At 39.5% G+C, this 19,729-nt stretch carries 14 protein-coding genes and 1 riboswitch; of the genes, 10 read left to right on the top strand and 4 right to left on the bottom strand.

All coding sequences use genetic code 11. The features are described from left to right. The first annotated feature begins 143 nt into the window (after positions 1–143). From B3I52_RS15235 to B3I52_RS15245, 3 genes are all read left to right on the top strand, one after another. Positions 144–635 carry a DUF937 domain-containing protein gene (locus B3I52_RS15235; RefSeq protein WP_293302895.1) on the top strand — a complete coding sequence of 164 codons (492 nt, stop codon included), beginning with the start codon at positions 144–146 and terminating at the stop codon, positions 633–635. A gap of 247 nt (positions 636–882) precedes the next feature. Further along, a protein-coding gene (prfB, locus tag B3I52_RS15240) for a peptide chain release factor 2 (protein ID WP_293302897.1) occupies positions 883–1,957 on the top strand; the annotation gives its coding sequence in 2 pieces (ribosomal slippage) (positions 883–942 and positions 944–1,957; 1,074 coding nt in all). A gap of 61 nt (positions 1,958–2,018) precedes the next feature. After that, on the top strand, positions 2,019–2,933 hold the full coding sequence (locus B3I52_RS15245) for an alpha/beta hydrolase (protein ID WP_293302899.1): 915 nt from the start codon (positions 2,019–2,021) through the stop codon (positions 2,931–2,933). Here the strand turns inward: B3I52_RS15245 and B3I52_RS15250 are convergent. Further along, the gene (locus tag B3I52_RS15250; RefSeq protein WP_293302902.1) at positions 2,930–4,540 is read right to left on the bottom strand and encodes a S41 family peptidase; all 1,611 of its coding nucleotides are present in this window, start codon (positions 4,538–4,540) and stop codon (positions 2,930–2,932) included. The two genes, B3I52_RS15245 and B3I52_RS15250, sit on opposite strands and share 4 nt — an antisense overlap. A 163-nt stretch (positions 4,541–4,703) precedes the next feature. Between B3I52_RS15250 and murQ the strand changes: the two genes are divergently transcribed. From murQ to B3I52_RS15285, 7 genes are all read left to right on the top strand, one after another. Further along, positions 4,704–5,507 (top strand): N-acetylmuramic acid 6-phosphate etherase, encoded by an 804-nt coding sequence (murQ, locus tag B3I52_RS15255; RefSeq protein WP_293302903.1) that lies wholly within the window; start codon positions 4,704–4,706, stop codon positions 5,505–5,507. A 119-nt stretch (positions 5,508–5,626) separates the two neighbouring features. Further along, positions 5,627–6,199 carry a hypothetical protein gene (locus B3I52_RS15260; RefSeq protein WP_293302904.1) on the top strand — a complete coding sequence of 191 codons (573 nt, stop codon included), beginning with the start codon at positions 5,627–5,629 and terminating at the stop codon, positions 6,197–6,199. 34 nt (positions 6,200–6,233) lie between these two features. Next, positions 6,234–6,974 (top strand): Bax inhibitor-1/YccA family protein, encoded by a 741-nt coding sequence (locus tag B3I52_RS15265; RefSeq protein WP_293302906.1) that lies wholly within the window; start codon positions 6,234–6,236, stop codon positions 6,972–6,974. Between the two features lie 118 nt (positions 6,975–7,092). Continuing rightward, positions 7,093–7,196, top strand: a riboswitch (SAM riboswitch). A 128-nt stretch (positions 7,197–7,324) separates the two neighbouring features. Further along, positions 7,325–11,026, top strand: a complete 3,702-nt coding sequence (gene metH / locus B3I52_RS15270; RefSeq protein WP_293302908.1) for a methionine synthase — start codon at positions 7,325–7,327, stop codon at positions 11,024–11,026. Positions 11,027–11,076: 50 nt separating this feature from the next. Next, a complete protein-coding gene (locus tag B3I52_RS15275; RefSeq protein WP_293302909.1) occupies positions 11,077–11,439 on the top strand; it encodes a four helix bundle protein in 363 nt (120 codons plus the stop codon). 100 nt (positions 11,440–11,539) lie between these two features. Then, the gene (locus B3I52_RS15280) at positions 11,540–12,493 is read left to right on the top strand and encodes a methylenetetrahydrofolate reductase (protein ID WP_293302911.1); all 954 of its coding nucleotides are present in this window, start codon (positions 11,540–11,542) and stop codon (positions 12,491–12,493) included. Between the two features lie 104 nt (positions 12,494–12,597). Then, entirely contained in the window at positions 12,598–14,088 is a 1,491-nt protein-coding gene (locus B3I52_RS15285) for a glycoside hydrolase family 10 protein (RefSeq protein WP_293302913.1), read from the top strand. A gap of 355 nt (positions 14,089–14,443) precedes the next feature. On the opposite strand, the gene thrC is transcribed toward B3I52_RS15285, so the two are convergent. From thrC to thrA, 3 genes are all read right to left on the bottom strand, one after another. Then, entirely contained in the window at positions 14,444–15,751 is a 1,308-nt protein-coding gene (gene thrC, locus B3I52_RS15290; protein WP_293302916.1) for a threonine synthase, read from the bottom strand. A 74-nt stretch (positions 15,752–15,825) separates the two neighbouring features. Further along, on the bottom strand, positions 15,826–16,794 hold the full coding sequence (locus B3I52_RS15295) for a homoserine kinase (protein WP_293302983.1): 969 nt from the start codon (positions 16,792–16,794) through the stop codon (positions 15,826–15,828). Positions 16,795–16,860: 66 nt separating this feature from the next. Then, a complete protein-coding gene (gene thrA / locus B3I52_RS15300; protein WP_293302919.1) occupies positions 16,861–19,314 on the bottom strand; it encodes a bifunctional aspartate kinase/homoserine dehydrogenase I in 2,454 nt (817 codons plus the stop codon). Positions 19,315–19,729: the final 415 nt, after the last annotated feature.

Raw genomic sequence — 19,729 nt, forward strand, 5'->3', positions numbered from 1 at the left:
GTAAAAATACAAATCTGTAGGTTAAATGCTAATAAATAAGCGGCTTAAAGTAGCGCTGAGCAACTAAGTGGAGAAAATTATTTTACCTACTCAAAATTAGCAATAAAGTTTTCCTTATCTTGTTGTTCAATTAAAGACTGATTATGCTAGAAAATTTAGAAAAATTAATTAGAGATAATGCTCAGGAACTGGTAATTAATAACCCCGACATTCCTAACGAACAGAATGAACAGGTAATTCAGGCTGCATCTGGTTCTATTGTAGATGCACTGAAAAACCAAATAGGTGGTGGCAATATTACAGACTTAATTGGCTCACTAAGTCAAGGCAATGCTGGCGGAGTAGTAAACGAAGTTTCTGATAATTTTGCGGGCAAGTTAGGCGCATTGGGCATAAACATGGATACGGCCAAAAGCATAGGCGCTTCGTTAATTCCTATGATTATGGCAAAGTTCTTTAACAAAGCCGCCGACCCGAAAGACAGTTCGTTTGACCTGCAAGATATTCTTGGGAAACTAGCAGGTGGCGCCGACGGTAAATTTGATTTGAACGATATTACAGATATGCTAGGCGGTGGAAAAGGTAAAAATGGTGTTGGTGGCGGTTTGCTCGACAAATTGAAGGGTTTGTTTTAATATTTTCAATGCTTTGTTGGCAATGGTTTTGTGTTGTCAACAAAGTTTATAATACATAGCTCTAGGTTTTTCTTAAACTAAGCAAAAAGAAACTTGCCGAACCTTGCTTTGATGGTAAACTTACGGAAAAAGTAAGGTGAATAGCAGAACTGACGGAGCCAAAGAACCGCTACAACTGCTTTTCAAAAACATTTCAACGTTACAAACTTCCAATAATTTAATAAGCAACTTTGCTATATTTGCCCTTATGACTAAAGAACAGTTGCAGGATTTAAGAGATAGATTAGCTTCTCTGAGGGGGTATCTTTGACGTTGATGAGCTTTTATACCAAATAAGTGAACAAGAAAAAATTACCCTCGATCCAAATTTCTGGGATAACCCTAAACGAGCCGAGCAAATATTGGCCGAAATAAGCACTAAAAAGAAATGGACAGATGGTTTCTCACAAGCTAATACAGCTTACGAAGATACGGCGGTGCTTTATGATTTTCAGCAAACTGGCGATGCTACCGAAGAAGAGGTGGAAGAACAGTTTAAACGGGCCTTGAAGGCAGTAGAAGAATTGGAGCTGAAAAATATGCTGAACAGTAAAGAAGACCAATTAAATGCTGTTTTGCAAATTACTGCTGGTGCTGGTGGTACCGAAAGCTGCGATTGGGCAAGCATGCTAATGCGCATGTACCTTATGTGGGCCGAGAAAAATGGCTACAAAGTAAGTGAGCAAGACTATCAGGAAGGAGAGGTAGCTGGTGTAAAAACGGTAACTTTAGAAATTAGCGGCGAGTTTGCTTATGGTTATTTGAAAGGCGAAAATGGTGTGCATCGTCTGGTACGTATTTCACCGTTCGATTCTAATGCCCGGCGCCATACTTCTTTTGCCTCGGTATATGTTTATCCTTTGGTAGATGATACCATAAATATTGAGGTTAACCCTGCGGATATAGAATTTGAGACATTTAGGGCTGGTGGTGCTGGAGGACAGAACGTAAATAAGGTGGAAACTGCAGTGCGTTTATACCACAAACCATCGGGTATTATCATTAAAAACCAAGAATCACGTTCGCAATTACAGAATAAAGAAAATGCTATCCGTTTATTAAAATCGCAATTGTACGAAATTGAAATGCGTAAACGTATGGAAGCCACGGCAGCGATAGAGGGAAGCAAGAAAAAAATTGAATGGGGATCGCAAATTAGAAGTTACGTGTTGGATGATAGACGTGTGAAAGACCATAGGACCAATTATCAAACTTCAAATCCCGATGCGGTGCTGAATGGAGATATCAATGAGTTTTTAAAAGCGTATTTGATGGAATTTTAATTGGATTTACGATATTAGATTTTCGACTTACGATTTGCTCTAACCATTAAGCAAGATAACAATGACTAATTTTAGATTTTTCGGACTGCTAACCGCCCTTTTAGTTACAATGATAAATGCAAATGCGCAAGAGGTAATTTCGTTATACGGAGGCGCTATTCCGGGTGCAAAACCTACTCCGGCAAGTTATGTAGAAGAAAATGATTTAGTGAAAGATGGTACGGCTCGAATAACGAAGGTATCAAAGCCTGAATTGTATATTTTTAAACCGAAAAATCCAACAGGTGCTGCCGTTATTATTTGTCCCGGAGGTGGATATACCTTGTTGGCTTTGGATAAGGAAGGGTTAAAAGTAGCTAAACGTTTTCAGGAAATTGGTATTACTGCTTTTGTGTTGAAATATCGCTTGCCGAGCGATTTAATTATGAAAGATAAAACAATTGGCCCATTGCAAGATGCTTTACAGGCCATTTACTTGGTAAGGAAAAATGCTGCTTCATTTGGCGTAAATCCTGCTAAAGTAGGCATCATGGGCTTTTCTGCAGGCGGGCACCTCGCCTCTAGCGCAAGTACGCACTATGCCGATATGAAAATTGACAATGAAGATAATATTAGTTTAAGGCCTAGTTTTTCTATATTAATTTATCCAGTAATTACTTTTGGGCAATATACCCACGCAGGTTCGGTACTAAGGCTGTTAGGAGAAAAACCTACGGATGAGCAGAGAAAATATTTCTCGTCAGAGCGTCAAGTTACGGCAGAAACACCGCCTACCTTTATGGTGCATGCTAACAATGATAAAGCGGTGCCAGTACAAAATAGCTTGAGGTATAACGAGGCTTTGGTAAAAAACGGTGTGCCTGCCGAGCTGCACATTTACCAAGCTGGGGGCCATGGCTTTGGGCTTTTCAATAAAACTACTAACGACGACTGGTTTGAGCGCCTAAAGAACTGGTTGCAGGCGAATAAAATTTAATTAGAGGCCAAATAGCCCAAAGCTTGTTTAACCATGGCATCACTCTGGTTGTGCGCCTTGTAATAACCCACATCTCCCAAATAATACTTGTAGAGCATTAACTTTAGGTTTTTATAAATTAAAGGCTTCGCCGGAATTAATTGTTTGGTGTCGATTGTTATTTTTTTGCTTTCCGCGTACTTCAAGAAATCTACATAATCACGGTCGGAGATGTTAAAAACCGATACTGCTTTATTTAAATATTCAGAAGTATATCTGTCTGCAAGAGTTTCGAAAACAAAATCTACAAATATTTTCTTTTGCAGTAAGGTAGCATAAAAATTATTATAGCCCAAAGTATCTAGCTTTACATAAATGTCGGGCTGTATGCCTCCTCCAGCAAAAATTTTCTTACCGTCTTTTGTAATGTAGGGCATATTGTTCATTAAGCTATCGGCTTTGGCCGATTCTGCGGTAAGCTCTCCGTTATCTAGTCGATCTTTTATTTCTTGCTGATAGGCTTTGTAGCCTCTTTTATAAGATTTTTGTATGCTTCTGCCCAATGGCGTATAATAACGAGCAATGGTTAGGTTAAGTGCCGAGCCATCTTCAAAAGCAAATTGTTCTTGTACCAAGCCTTTTCCAAACGAGCGGCGGCCAATAATAATGCCCCTATTTAAGTCTTGTATGGCACCTGCAAAAATCTCGCTAGCCGATGCCGAATTTTCGTTAATTAGAACAGCCAATTTTCCTTGTTCAAATTCGCCCCCACCAGTGGTGAAATAATTTGTACGCGGCTCGTGTTTGCCTTGGGTATAAACAATTAGTTTGTTTTCTGGTAAAAACTGATTTGCCAAAGCAGTAGCCGCGGTAAGGTAACCACCACCATTATCCCTTAAATCAAGCACCATTTTTTTCATGCCTTTGGTTTTTAGGTTTTTAAGGGTGTTGGCAAAATCTGTATCTGTAGTGGCGCCAAACTTGCCAATTCTAATGTAGGCCGTTTCTTGGTTAATCATGTAAGCTGCATCAATGCTGCTTACTTCTACCTTGCCTCGTTTTATATTAAACAAGGTAGGTGTTGTGGCACCTTGCTGCAAAACGGTAAGTTGTACTGTAGTGCCTTTTTTACCTTTAATTTTTCCCATCATGGCCGAGCGGGGTAGCGAGCGCCCACTAACTGTGGTGGTATCTACCTTTAGTATTTTATCGCCCTGCTTAATTCCGCTTGCAAAAGCCGGCCCATCTTTTACTACATGGGTAACTAATAAAGTATCATTAAGGATATAATATTCTACACCTACGCCTTCAAAATTTCCTTCAAGGGTTTCGGCGAGTTCAAAAGCTTCTTTTGGCGGTAAATAAGCACTATGCGGATCAAGTTGATGCAGAAGGCTATCTATAGGTAGGTTTTTTAGGCTGTCTGCATTAACTTCATCAACATATTTTTTTTTAATGATATGGATAATGTCTTCTACCTTTTCTTCTTCGGTATTGGCAAGCCTAATGTCTTTTTGTACGTTAAAGCCTTGGTCTTTTAAAAATCTATATCCCAAATACATACCTCCAATTAACGTTACGCAGTAGGCCAACGCTATCAATAGATTGAGACGGGTGTTTTTTTTCATTATTTTGAGATAGGCAAAGGTAAGAAAATAAGTGCGTTCTCAGAAGAAACGTAAAAATTACTATTTAGTTTTTAAATAATAAATGCCGATATTTGAAAACTATTGCGTGATATTGCGGGTATTTTTAATATTTGTATGAAAAACCAGCAGGAAAAATAATTAAATGAAAAGAATTACCGAACAAGAATCAAACTATAAAGACATCGATAAAATGTCGGTTATGGAGGTTTTAAAAGGAATCAATAACGAAGATAAATTGGTGCCATTGGCTGTAGAAGCAGCTTTGCCTCAAATTGAGAAACTAGCTACTGCCGTAGCCGAGCGTATGCGTGCAGGAGGCAGGTTGTTTTACATTGGGGCGGGTACCAGCGGTCGTTTGGGCGTGGTAGATGCCTCGGAGTGCCCACCAACATTTGGAGTGCCTTTTGATTGGGTAGTAGGTATTATTGCCGGTGGCGATTCTGCTATTCGCAAAGCGGTAGAGTTTGCCGAAGATGATGTGGCACAGGCCTGGAAAGATCTACAGGAGTATAATATTAGTGCAAAAGATTGTTTAATTGGCTTAGCTGCTTCGGGCACTACGCCCTATGTAATTGGAGGTTTAAACACGGCCCGCCAGCATGGTGTGCTTACAGGTTGTGTTGTTTGTAACCAAGGCGGTCCAATAGTTGCCGAATCCGATTTTCCTGTAGAGGTGGTGGTTGGTCCGGAGTTTTTAACAGGCTCTACAAGAATGAAATCGGGCACAGCACAAAAATTAGTGTTAAATATGCTAAGTACCACGGTGATGATACAGCTTGGTCGTGTAAAAGGAAATAGAATGGTGGATATGCAGCTTACCAATCATAAATTGGTAGATAGAGGCACCCACATGGTGATGGAAGAATTAAATATAGACGAAGAAAAAGCTGCAGAACTTTTAATTAAGTACGGTAGTGTGCGTAAAGCTGTAGAAGCAAGCAAATAAGCGCACAATAGATTTTTTGGCCACAGATACACAGATTTTTCTTTTATAAATGAAATATCTGTGCATCTGTGGCTTGTTTTTTTAGCTCTTTCGTAAATCTAAAATCGTAATTTCGCTTCATGCACGAGATTGAACCATATTATCAGTGGAGAGACGATTATATTGCCGCTGAAGATGAGCGGTCTCCTTTCTACGATACCGAATATTCGGAGTTTTATTACGACAAACAGCTCTATAACTATCTTATTCACCCCCAGTGGGATATCTTTGGCTCTAACACGCTTTATCTCAAGGTGCTTTACGCCGATTATGACAGAAGGTATGCCATCATTGAATTTATTGGAGAGTGGAATGATGCCATTACCAATGATATCATGATTTTAAAAAGGGAAATTCTCGAATTAATGATGGATGAAGGAATCAGTAAATTTATCCTGATAGGAGAGAATATCTTAAATTTTCATGCCTCAGACGATAACTACTACGAAGAATGGTTTCAGGAAGTGGATGATGAAGAGGGGTGGATAGCGGGTGTTAATTTCAATGCACATGTCATTACAGAGTTTCGTGAAAATAGTCTCGATTACTATATCAATTTTGGTGGCGAACTAGATGATTTACACTGGAGAACACTTAAGCCATTACAGTTTTTCAAAAAAGTTGAGGAAATTTTGACCAAAAGATTAAACTAAAAGTGTATTTTTAGCCGTTAACCAATTTAAATTAATGATGGAACAACAAAATTATCAATATCAAGATCACTCGGTTTTTGTACAGGAAAAATCGGTTTCTAAAAAATTCTTTGCTAATGTTTTCTTGTGGATGTTTGTAGCATTAGCCGTATCTGCCGTGTCGGCATTTATGTTGGCTACCTCTCCAGGAATAATGTCTTACTTGATAGGCGATAGAGGATTTACAGTGCTTGGCTACATTGCCATATTTGCACCACTTGGTTTAGTAATGCTAATGGGAGCAGCAATGCAAAGGTTATCTTACCCAGCTTTGGTAGGTATTTTCTTATTGTACTCTATTTTAACTGGCGTAATGTTAGGTTTTGTTTTATTAATCTATACTTCTGCTTCTATCGCAATATGTTTTGCTGCTGCAGCTATCATTTTCGCTGTGATGGCGGTTATGGGTTATACTACCGATGTAGATTTAAGTAAATTTGGTCCTATATTAATGGCTGGTGTAATTGGTTTAGTGGTGGTAAGTATCATCAATATGTTTATCGGTAGTGATACCTTAGGTTATGTTTTAGGCTTTGTGGGTATTGCTATTTTTACAGCTTTAACCGCTTATAAAGTTCAAGAAATTAAAAGAATAGGCGAAGGATTAGATGAGCATGGAAATGAAATTGCATTAGCTGATAGCAAAAAATTAGCATTAATGGGGGCTTTGTCGCTTTATATTACTTTTATTAACCTGTTTCTTTCTTTATTGAGGGTTTTTGGAGATAGACGCTAGTTCATTTTTTACAAAATATTATATCGAAGGCCGAGCATTTTTGCTTGGCCTTTGTAATTTTATTTGGTTGTGTTACTGATATGTTTGGAAATGATAAGCGGATGTTGCACCTTTGTACTGCTTATTAAGAAAGACGGAGGGACTAGACCCAACGAAGTCTTAGCAACCTGTGCCAACAAGGTGCTAATTTCTAATCTCAGCAGTGGCGAGAGAAGATAAGTTTAAAGGGAAACCAATTCCATACTTTTAGAGTAAGCTAATAGATTTGAGACATTAGATTTGAGATTTGACACATTTGTTGTCAAGGTTATTCTCATATCTCATTTCTCGCATCTCATATCTGTAAGAGCATGAGCATTAGACAAGAACTAGAAAAACGTATTTTAATTATAGATGGTGCCATGGGTACCATGATACAGCGTTACACCCTAACCGAAGAAGATTTTAGAGGTGAGCGGTTTGCAACACATCCCTGTGATGTAAAGGGAAATAACGATTTGTTAAATATCACCCGGCCGGATATTATTAAGGCTATCCATACCGAATATTTAGCAGCAGGGGCCGATATCATCGAGACCAATACCTTTAGTACACAACGTATTTCTATGGCCGACTACCAGATGGAAGAGTTGAGCTACGAACTGAGCTACGAAGGTGCTAAGATTGCGAAAGAAGCGGTTACAGCGTTTATGGCTAAAAATCCCGATAGGAAATGCTTTGTAGCCGGAGCCATTGGGCCAACCAACCGTACCTTATCGCTATCGCCAGATGTAAATGATCCAGGTTTCAGGGCTATTTCATACGATGAACTTTTTGAGGCCTATTATGAGCAAATTAGAGGTTTGGTAGATGGCGGCGCAGATGTACTTTTAATCGAAACCATTTTTGATACTTTAAATGCAAAAGTGGCTATTGCGGCCATTAAACAATACGAAGAAGTAGTAGGTAAGAAATTGGAAATCATGATTTCTGGTACCATTACCGATGCTTCGGGCAGAACTTTGTCTGGCCAAACGGCAGAAGCATTTTTAAATTCTGTAGCACATGCCAATCCATTAAGTATTGGTTTTAACTGTGCTTTGGGAGCCAAAGAAATGCGCCCACATATTGAGGAATTGGCTGCGAAAGCGAAATGTTACGTGTCTGCCTATCCAAATGCAGGTTTGCCTAACGAGTTTGGCGCTTATGATGAGCTGCCACATGAAACTGCTCATTTGGTAGATGATTTCATCACTTCCGGATTTGTGAATATTGTGGGTGGTTGCTGCGGTACTACACCAGAACATATTGGTTGTATTGCTAAAAAAGCGGCAACAGCCCAACCAAGAAAAATACCAGCTATAGCACCTTATTTGCGTTTAAGCGGATTAGAACCTGTAACCATCACACCCGAAAGTATTTTCGTGAACGTGGGCGAACGTACCAACATCACAGGTTCTCCAAAATTTTCTAAACTAATTTTAGGTGGCGATTACGAAGCAGCATTGGCTATTGCACTACAGCAAGTAGAAGGTGGTGCGCAAATTATTGATGTAAACATGGACGAGGGTATGATCGACTCGGAAGCGGCCATGACTAAATTCTTGAATTTAATCGCCTCAGAGCCTGATATTGCCAAGTTGCCCATCATGGTAGATTCTTCTAAGTGGAGCGTAATTGAAGCTGGGTTGAAATGTTTGCAGGGTAAAGGTATCGTTAACTCTATCTCTTTAAAAGAAGGAGAAGAAGTTTTTGAAAAACATGCGAAAACTGTGTTAACTTATGGCGCTGCAGTGGTAGTAATGGCTTTTGATGAGAAAGGACAAGCAGATAATTATCATCGCAGAATAGAAATTTGCAAACGTAGTTACGATATTTTAGTGAACAAAGTTGGATTTCCCCCAGAGGATATCATCTTCGACCCGAATATTTTAACAGTAGCTACAGGCTTAGAAGAACATAATAATTATGCGGTAGATTTTATTGAAGCTACCCGTTGGATTAAACAAAACTTGCCTCATGCTAAAGTTAGTGGTGGGGTTTCCAATATTTCATTCTCTTTTAGAGGAAACAACGTAGTGCGTGAAGCCATGCACTCTGCATTTTTGTACCATGCCATTCATGCCGGTTTAGATATGGGCATTGTAAATGCGGGTATGTTAGAGGTTTATCAGGAAATACAGCCCGAACTTTTAGAACGTGTAGAAGATGTGCTTTTAAACCGTAGAGATGACGCCACTGAACGTTTAGTTGAATTTGCTGAAACTGTAAAAAATAAAGGTAAGGCCGTTGTAAAGGACGAAGCTTGGCGACAAGGAACGGTTGAAGAACGCTTATCGCATGCTTTGGTAAAAGGCATAATTGAGTTTTTAGATGATGACGTAGAAGAAGCTCGACAGAAATACGAAAGACCAATTCAAGTAATTGAAGGGCCATTAATGGACGGGATGAACATTGTTGGGGATCTATTTGGCGCTGGAAAAATGTTTTTGCCGCAAGTAGTAAAATCGGCCAGAGTAATGAAAAAAGCAGTAGCCTATCTCCTTCCGTTTATAGAACAAGAAAAACTAGATAATCCCGATCAAAATCAAAGCTCATCAGCCGGAAAAGTATTGTTAGCAACTGTAAAAGGCGATGTACATGATATCGGTAAAAATATTGTGGGTGTAGTATTGGCCTGTAATAACTTCGAAATTGTGGATATGGGCGTAATGGTGCCAGCGCAAGAAATCATTAAAAAAGCCAAAGAAATTAATGCAGATATTATTGGTTTAAGTGGCTTAATTACCCCTTCTTTAGATGAAATGGTTCATTTTGCTAAAGAAATGGAACGCGAAGGTTTTACCATTCCGTTAATTATAGGCGGCGCTACCACTTCGAGAATACACGCAGCCGTTAAAGTAGCGCCTGGCTATTCTGGGCCAACCATACACGTGTTAGATGCATCGAGAAGTGTAACCGTTTGTAGCACTTTAATGAACGGCGAGCTGAAAGATACTTATGTGGCCCAAATTAAAGCCGAATATGATAAAGCTCGTGAAGCACATTTGAACAAACGCTCGGATAAACGCTATAAAACAATTGAAGAAGCAAGAGCAAATAAATTCCAGATAGATCTAGCAAAAATTTCACCTGCACCAACCTTTACAGGTACAAAATTATTGGAAGATTACCCATTAGAAGAGCTACTTCCTTATATCGATTGGACACCTTTTTTCCATACTTGGGAGCTACGTGGCAGCTATCCTCGAATTTTTGAAGATAAAAATGTAGGCGACGAGGCTAAGAAGCTATTTGATGATGCACAGGCTTTACTAAAGCGCATTGTAGATGAAAAGTTATTGAGAGCAAAGGCGGTGTTTGGTTTTTGGCCGGCACAAGCCATAGGCGATGATATTGAATTGGATTTACCAAGCAGTACTTTAAAAGTTACGCCAGCGTTAAAAAATGGCAAAGCCGAGAAAGTACGGATCCATACGTTGCGCCAACAGGCCGAGAAAGTAGATGGTCAGCCTTATTATGCTTTATCTGATTTTATTGCGCCAGAAGGTAGCGGTAAACAGGATTATTTTGGTGGATTTGCTTTAACTACGGGTATTGGTTGTGATGAGTTGGTAGCCGAATACGAGAAAAACTTTGATGATTACAATAGTATCATGGTAAAAGCTTTGGCCGATCGTTTAGCAGAAGCCTTTGCCGAAAAACTGCATGAGCTGGTGCGTAAAGATTATTGGGGTTACGCAAAAGACGAGAATTTTTCTAATGAAGATTTGATTAAAGAGCAATACGTAGGTATTCGTCCAGCGCCAGGTTATCCAGCTTGTCCGGAACATACCGAAAAAGGCACGTTGTTTGCCCTGCTAGAAGCCGAAGAAAAAATAGGCTTGCGCATTACCGAAAGCTATGCCATGTATCCTACTGCTGCGGTAAGTGGTTTTTATTTTTCACATCCAGAATCGCGTTATTTTGGTTTAGGGAAAATAGAAAAAGACCAAGTAGAGGAATACGCTTCGAGAAAAGACCTGATGCTAGAAGAAGCGGAAAGATGGTTGGCGCCTAATCTTGCCTATTAGTTGTTTGGTTGGTTTTTTAGATGTTTGGGATAGCATAGTATCGTATTAATATGGCATATCAAAAATATACAGAACTAGAAGTTTGGAAGACAGCAAGAATTTTTGCAGCCTATATTTATAAACTTACTGCTACATTTCCAAAAGAAGAAACATACGGATTAACTTCTCAAATTAGACGATGTGCAGTTTCGGTGCCATCAAATATTGCGGAAGGTTCAGGAAGGCAACATCCAAAGGAAACGATTCAATTTTTAGCAATTGCTAGGGGCTCGTTGTATGAATTAGAAACTCAAATATATGTTTCATTTGATATTGGTTTTATTTCAGATACTGAATTAAACGAAAGTATCTATCAGATTGAAATATTGGGAAAGTTAATTAACGGATATATAAGATATCTAACTAAAGGATAGTAACAAGAGATTAGTTTTTGGAAATGATTGGAAAGAAGTTGATCGGCTTTTAAGCTAAACAACCAAACAACCAAACAACCAAACAACAACCAAACAACCAATGAAAATTACAGAACACATCAAAAACGCCAAGGGTAAAACCTTATTCTCATTTGAGCTTTTACCGCCAATAAAAGGGCAGGGTATCGACTGGATTTACAATGGGATTGAGCCATTATTAGAATTTGAACCGCCATTTATAGATGTAACCTCTTTAAGGGAAGATTACATTTATAAAGAGCAACCAAATGGGTTGTTACAGAAAGTTTCTTACCGTAAACGTCCGGGAACTATAGCTATTTGTGCGGCCATTATCCATAAATATAAAATAGATGCCGTACCACATTTAATTTGTGGTGGTTTTACTAAGGAAGAAACCGAGAATGCACTGATTGATTTACAGTTTTTAGGTATCGATAATGTATTGGCTTTAAGGGGCGACGCTCGAAAAGCCGATGCCTCGTTTGTGCCTACACCTGGCGGTCATGCGTATGCTACAGACTTGATTTCCCATATTAAAAACCATAACGAAGGCAAATTTTTGCACGAAGATGTAGAGACTTTCAAGAGCGATTTTTGTATTGGTGTTGCCGGATATCCCGAAAAACATTTTGAGGCACCAAACCTGAATACCGATTTCAAATATTTGAAACAAAAAGTAGATCTTGGGGCCGAGTTTATTGTTACACAAATGTTTTTCGATAATCAGAAGTATTTCGAGTTTGTGCAGAAATGTAGAGATAACGGAATTAACGTGCCAATTATTCCGGGCTTAAAACCAATAAGTACTTTAGGGCAAATCAATGCTTTGCCTAAAATTTTCCATATTGATTTGCCCGATGAATTAACAGAAGCTTTATCGACTGCTAAAAACAATGCAGAGGCTAAGGAGATTGGCACACAAGCTATGATTAAGCAGTGTAAAGAACTCATCAAATTTGGGGCGCCTGTATTACACTTTTATACCATGGGCAAGCCAGATCAAACTAAAGAGATTGCAAAAGCAGTGTTTTAGTTATAATAAAGCCGAAGGTTTTTCTGCAACTATTTGCGGTGTTTGCGCTGTTTTTGCGTTATTATGATAATTTATCTTTATCATTGAGGTAAATTCATCAAGTTATGTTAAGAAAACTATTTTTTGTTTTGTTGGTTTGCGTTGCCTCGCATACCAATGCTCAAATTAATACTGCCCCAAAAATACAACGCGAATTTAGGGCTGCTTGGGTGGCCAGTGTAGCCAATATTAACTGGCCTAGCAAACCTGGTTTAACTACCCAACAACAACAAGACGAAGCTATTGCTTTGTTAGATATGTTGAAGAAAAATAACTTTAATGCGGTTATTTTTCAAGTTAGACCTCAAGCAGATGCCTTTTATAACAGCGACTTAGAGCCTTGGTCTTATTACTTAACTGGTGTACAAGGGCAAGCCCCAAATCCGTATTACGACCCTCTAGAGTTTTGGGTAAATGCGGCGCATGAGAGAGGCTTAGAGCTGCATGTTTGGTTAAATCCATATAGAGCACACCATATTTCCGGTGGCCCCGTAAGCGAACATTCTGTGGTAACCAAACACCCAGATTTAGTGGTGAAGCTAAAACAAGGTTATTGGTGGTTCGATCCATCTAAAAAAGGGACACAAGATTTGGCCTTTAAAGTAGTGAATGATATTGTGAAGCGCTACGATATTGATGGGGTGCATTTCGATGATTATTTCTATCCTTATGAAGAATATAATGGCGGTGCCGATTTTCCAGACAATGAAAGCTATGCCGAATATCAAAAGAAGGGTGGCAAGTTATCGAGAGGCGATTGGCGACGCGACCATGTAAACAAGTTTGTAGAGAAACTGTACAAGCAGATTAAAGCAGCGAAAAAACATGTTAAATTCGGCATTAGCCCCTTTGGGGTTTGGCGCCCGGGCTATCCAGAATCTATTCGTAGCATGGATCAATACGATAAGTTATACGCCGATGCGAAACTTTGGCTAAATAAAGGATGGATAGATTATTATATGCCGCAGTTATATTGGAGAGTTAATGCCATTCAACAGAGCTTTCCGGTATTGTTGGGCTGGTGGCAGCAAGAGAATACGAAGCATAAACATTTGTGGCCAGGTATTAATAGTGGTTTGGGTGGCGGCGAGAAAAATAGCGATGAGGTCATCAATCAAATTATGATTACCAGGGGAATGACACCAAAATCGCCGGGTGTTTCGCATTGGAGCATTGGTGCCTTAACAAAAAACGAAATGTTGCAGAGCGATTTGTTAACTGGACCATATCAAGAGGAGGCGTTGGTGCCAGTATCGCCATGGTTGGATAAAAAAGCACCGGTTGCACCAGCTGTAAATACCGAAGCAAGAGGAGAAGATACTTATATTGCTTGGATACCTAAAGATGCGAAAGATGTGTTTAAATATGTAATTTACACGCAATACGGCAATGTATGGACCTACAGAACCGTAAATGCAAAAAGTACTTTTTTGCAAGTAGCTAACGAGGCAGAGGTGAATGCAAAAACCAAAGCTAAAGCAAAGTTAAAAGCCATTAAAGTTACTGCTGTAGATAGAACGGGTAACGAAAGTGAAGGAGAGGTGATCTCTCTTTAACACCTTGCGATCCCTTTCGATAAGGAGAAATCTAGCGAGTTTGCTATTGGTTATATCAAGTTGCTAGATTTCTCCCTTTGGTTGAAATGACGGAGAAGTATAAGTTTGTACTGCTGTCGTTATTTCGATACATAGCGCAGCGAGAAAACGAGTAATATAAGCTAGCCACAGATACATAAATTTTTGTAGTTTTTAAACAAAATTGAAGCGAAATATTACGGATCAATAATGGATTTTAGGCCAAAAACTAAATTTCCCTAGACTTTAATCCCTTTAATATCTGTGGCTAAATTTCCTACCTGCACAACGGGTTAATATACTTTCAGCAAATAGTAAAGTATGAAAGGTTACCCCGTTAATTTTTACTCTCCAGCCACTTTTTAAATCCTTCAAAATCTACTCCCAGTTCATCGGCTTGTTTAGTCCTACCTTCTAGCTCTTTTACCGAAGTCGGGATTTCTATTTTGGCAGCCAATTCTGCAGGAAAAATATCGGGGAACTTACAACTGTGGGCAGTTGATAAGAATACTATGCCGCCTTCAAAATCAGTTTCGTTTCTGTATTTATCTGCCGCCAAATAAGCAATGGCAGTATGCGGGCAGGTAATGTAGTTGTATTTTTCATCAATAGTTTTAATGCCCGCTAAAGTTTCTTCGTCATTGTAACGATATGCGGTTACTACTTTTTTTAATGTTTCAGTATCGCCACCAAATAAATCCATGATACGTACCCAATTGCTTGGTGCACCAACATCCATTGCGTTAGCGTAAGTTTGTACCGATGGTTTTGTTTCGTAAACGCCAGTTTCTAAGAAACGCGGAACGGTATCATTTACATTGGTAGCAGCAATAAACTGTTTTACTGGCAGGCCCATTTTATAAGCTAGTAAACCAGCGCCAATGTTGCCAAAATTTCCGCTAGGTACAGAAAAAACTACGTCTTTAATGCCTTTACGTTTTAACTGTGCATAAGCATTAAAGTAGTAGAACGTTTGCGGAATTAAACGTGAAATGTTGATGGAATTTGCCGAAGTTAAACGGAACTTTTTGTTCAATTCTTCATCAGCGAATGCTGCTTTCACCAAAGCTTGGCAATCGTCAAAAGTGCCATCAATTTCAATGGCCCTAATGTTTTGCCCTAAAGTAGTTAACTGTTGTTCTTGTATTGGGCTTACTTTCCCTTTCGGATAAAGGATGGTAACTCTGGTGTTCGGAACGCCCAAAAACCCTAGTGCTACGGCACCACCTGTATCGCCCGATGTAGCTACCAAAACATCTAGTAATTGTTCGCCATCTTTTAGGAAATAGCCCATTACACGGCTCATAAAACGAGCGCCAAAATCTTTAAATGCTAAAGAGGGCCCGTGGAAAAGCTCTAATACAAAAGTATGATCGTCTAAAGCAACGGCAGGAGCGTTAAAATTAGCCGCTTCTGCTACCAAAGCTTTCAAATCTTCGGCACGTATTTCGTCTTTCAGCAGAGCTGATGCTACTTCGTAAGCGATTTCTGTTAGCGAATACTTTTCAATATGATCGATAAAATCGGTAGGTAGTTGAGGGATAACCTCGGGCATGTACAATCCTTTATCTAAAGGCATGCTATTAAAAACGGCTTCTTTAAAGGAAACGCGTAAGTCTTTATTATTAGTTGAGTAGAATTTCATCTTGGGAGTATTAGGTTTTACGTTATAGGTTTTACGTCATAAATAGCCGACATACAAAACGTACAACGTGTCACTTACAACGTCTTCGGTCCTTCAGTATTTACTTTAGAAACGTAAGCGTTGCTTTTAATATTAATTTGATGTAGGTGCATTTGTTGTGCTTTAGTGATCTTCTTAGCACTTTCTTCATCCTTGGTTAAGGCAAAAACCGATGGGCCAGAACCAGAAATTCCGAAGCCAACGGCGCCGTTTTCCATGGCCAATTGGCGCAGTACCTCAAAATCTGGAATTAAAATAGAACGAGTGGGCTCTACCAAAACATCTTTCATGCTTCGGCCTACCAAATCCATGTCGTTTAAGAACAAACCACTTACCAAGCCAGCTACATTTCCCCATTGGGTAACGGCATCTTTTAAAGCTACTTTAGCGCGGATCATTTGGCGGGCATCTTTTGTAGGAACATCAACCTCTGGATAAACAATTGCCGCAAACATACCATCAGGAACCGGGAGTGAGATCACATCCAAAGGTTCGTAACTGCGTACCAGCACAAAGCCGCCCATAATTGCCGGAGCAACGTTATCGGCATGGCCATAGCCGCAGGCAATTTCTTCGCCTTTCATGGCAAAAGGAACTAGTTCTTTAGCGGTTAGTAAATTTCCCATTAGTTGGTTAATGGCATATAAACCTGCAACGGTACTTGCCGAGCTAGAGCCCAAACCACTGCCAATTGGCATTTTCTTGTGCAGTTCTATTTCTACGCCAACATCTTCACGCTTTATATGGCTTAGGTAGTGCTTTACCGAAGCGCTTACGGTATTTTTATCGCTATTTAGCGGAAGTTTGCCCTCATCGCCAGTAATTTTTAGCAGGCGCACACCGGGCTCTTCAACCAAGCGCATCACTACTTCATCTCCAGGAGCATTTACTGCAAAGCCAAGTACATCGAAACCACACACTACGTTGGCCACAGTTGCTGGGGCGAAGACACGAATTTCAACCCCTAAATCCCCTAAAGGGGACTTTGACTGTTTATCGCTCATATATTGTAAACTCTCTTTTTCTAAATTTTGTATTTCCATTATGTTTTGAGTTCCCCCTTCAGGGGGCTAGGGGGTTTTGGTAGCTACGTTAATGATATCTGCAAATACACCTGCTGCGGTAACTTCGGCACCAGCACCTGGGCCTTTCACTACCATTGGGCGGAATTTATACCTATCGGTTACGAAAGAAATGATATTGTCGGCACCAGATAGGGCATAAAAAGGATGGTCTTCACCAACCATTTGCAAGCTAATTTCTACTTTTTCATTTTCTAGTTTACCAATGTAACGCAGTACTTTTTTCTCGCTCTCGGCAGTGTTTTTTAAATTCTCGAAATACGCCGCGTTCTTCTTCAGCTCCTCATAAAACGATTCTACTGTATCTGCTTTCAAGCAGGCTTCAGGTAAAATGTTATCGATTTTTACATCTTCAGCTTCTAACGGATAACCAGCGTCTCTGGCTAAAATTAGCATTTTACGCATAAAATCTTTGCCGTTCAAATCGTCGCGAGGGTCTGGTTCGGTGTAACCCAAATCTTGCGCTTCTTTCACAATATCGTAAAAGGCTTTGTCGCCTTTAAAACTGTTAAATATGAACGATATTGTTCCTGATAAGATTGCCTCAATTTTATCGATTCTATCGCCGCTCATCATCAGGTTTTTCAAGGTGCCGATAATGGGCAAGCCTGCGCCCACGTTGGTTTCGTAATAGAAATCTACCCCATGTTTTTTAGCGGTATCTTTAAATAATTTGTATTGGGCAAATTCTGCGGAATTGCCTTTTTTATTGCAGGCAACTATGGAAACGCTGCTTTCAAATACCTGCTTGTAAAATGGAATTGGCGCTTCGCTAGCAGTATTGTCAACAAAAACGCTGTTGGCCAAATTTAACGACTGCATTTTAGCTACAAACTCTGATAAGTTGGCTTGCTCGCCATTCTTTTCTAGTTTAGACTCCCAAGAATCTAAATCAATTCCATTGGCATCAAAAAGCATTTTACGGGTATTGGCAATGCCCACAACTTTTACTTGCAAGTCGTTTTTCTCGGCCAAGAATTGCGTTTGCTCTTTAATTTGTTTGAACATTGTTTTGCCGATGTTTCCGGTACCCAGGCAATACACGTTTAGGGTGCGTTTCAAGTCGGTGTAGAACGCATCGTGAACGGCATTTAACGCTTTTGGTAAATCGTCTTTACCAATAATTACCGAGATGTTGTATTCTGAAGAACCTTGTGCAATAGCACGAACATTGATGCCGTTACGTCCCAATGCGTGGAACAAACGGCCGCTCATGCCCGGGGTGCGCTTCATGTTTTCGCCAACAATGGCGAGTACTGCTAAATCGCCTTCTACTTCTGGGTAAGCTAATTTTCCGGCTGCTAATTCTAGTTCAAATTCTTTATTGATGATGGTTACCGCTCTTGCCGCATCTGCCGGATTAACCGCAAAAGTGATACTGTGCTCTGAAGACGATTGGGTAATTAAAACAATGTTGATTTGCTCTCTTGAAAGTAGCGAAAACAAGCGGCCACTGAAACCTGTTTTGCCCACCATGCCGCTTCCGCTCAAATTTATAATACTAATCTGGTTGATTGAGGAAATGCCTTTGATAGGCAGCTCAGAAGATTTGATATTGCTACGGATGAAAGTTCCAGGAAACTCTGGCTCGAAAGTATTTCTAATTACCAATGGAATTTTCTTTGCAAATGCAGGCACCATGGTTGGCGGGTAAATTACTTTAGCACCGAAATAACTTAACTCCATTGCTTCGATATAGCTCAGTTCATCTAATGAGAAAGCTTTTTTAACAATACGAGGGTCTGCAGTCATCATGCCGTTTACATCGGTCCAAATTTCTATTTCTTCTGCATCTAAAGCAGCGCCCCAAATGGCTGCGGTATAATCAGAACCACCACGCCCTAATGTGGTAATCTGGTTTGCTGCGTTGCTAGCGATAAAACCAGTAACGAACAAAACCTTGTCGTTGTTTTCTTCGTAAAATTCTTTAATTAGCGCGTCGGTAAGCTTAAAATCTACACGGGCACTGCCAAAATCGCTATCAGTTTTAATTAGTTTAGAACCATCAACGTATAACGAATTATCGAAATATTGTGTAGCAATATGTGCCACCATACTGTTAGCGCATCTTTCGCCAAAACTTACAATGAAATCTTTGGTGCGTAAGCTCAACTCTTTTAAGCTCGAAACTGCTTGTAGGGCATCTTCTAACTCGTTAAAATGAATTTTTAATTTAGTTAAGATTGGGTTTTGAGCGGCTGCTGGCAATAATGCTTTTACTACATCGAAATGTTTTTGCTCGATGCCTTTTAACTGCTCTTGATAGTTTTCACCTTTTTCGGCTAGTTCCGCCATTTCTAGAAGAAGGTTGGTTACGCCGCTCATGGCCGATAATACAACTATCGGGTTAGCATTTTTTCTTTCTTCTTTTACGAGCTTTAGAAGGGTTTTAATGTTTTCGGTCGTACCTACGGATGTACCACCAAATTTGAGGACTTTCATTGATTTCGTTATTTGTTTTTAATGTAATGAAGCTGTTTTTGATTGTATTTTATTTTTGATTGTGCCAATCAAGCCGGTTTCATTGTTTGTTTATGGTTAAAAAAAAAGCGCCCCGATTTTTATCGGGACGCTTTTTGTGTTTTTTATATTTTTTCAATTTTACACAAGGTTGCTCCCGATAGCTTGGCTGCCGGTAATAATAATTGTGGTAATAATTGAAGAGTTTAAAATCATCGTTTTGGGTATAGTGTATTTTTTATATTACAAAGAAGGATATTATTTTTTATAAAAGCAAGTGTTTGTGTTAATTTTTTAAAAATTTATTGCATGTTTTGCAAAGTTGGTTGTTTTGGTGGTTTAAAATTGAAAATATTTCAATGTTGTTGCTCGTGTTTACAACGCCTTCTCAAAACAT

The sequence above is a fragment of the Pedobacter sp. UBA4863 genome, from assembly GCF_002399615.1.
In the GTDB taxonomy this organism is placed as follows: Bacteria; Bacteroidota; Bacteroidia; order Sphingobacteriales; family Sphingobacteriaceae; genus Pedobacter.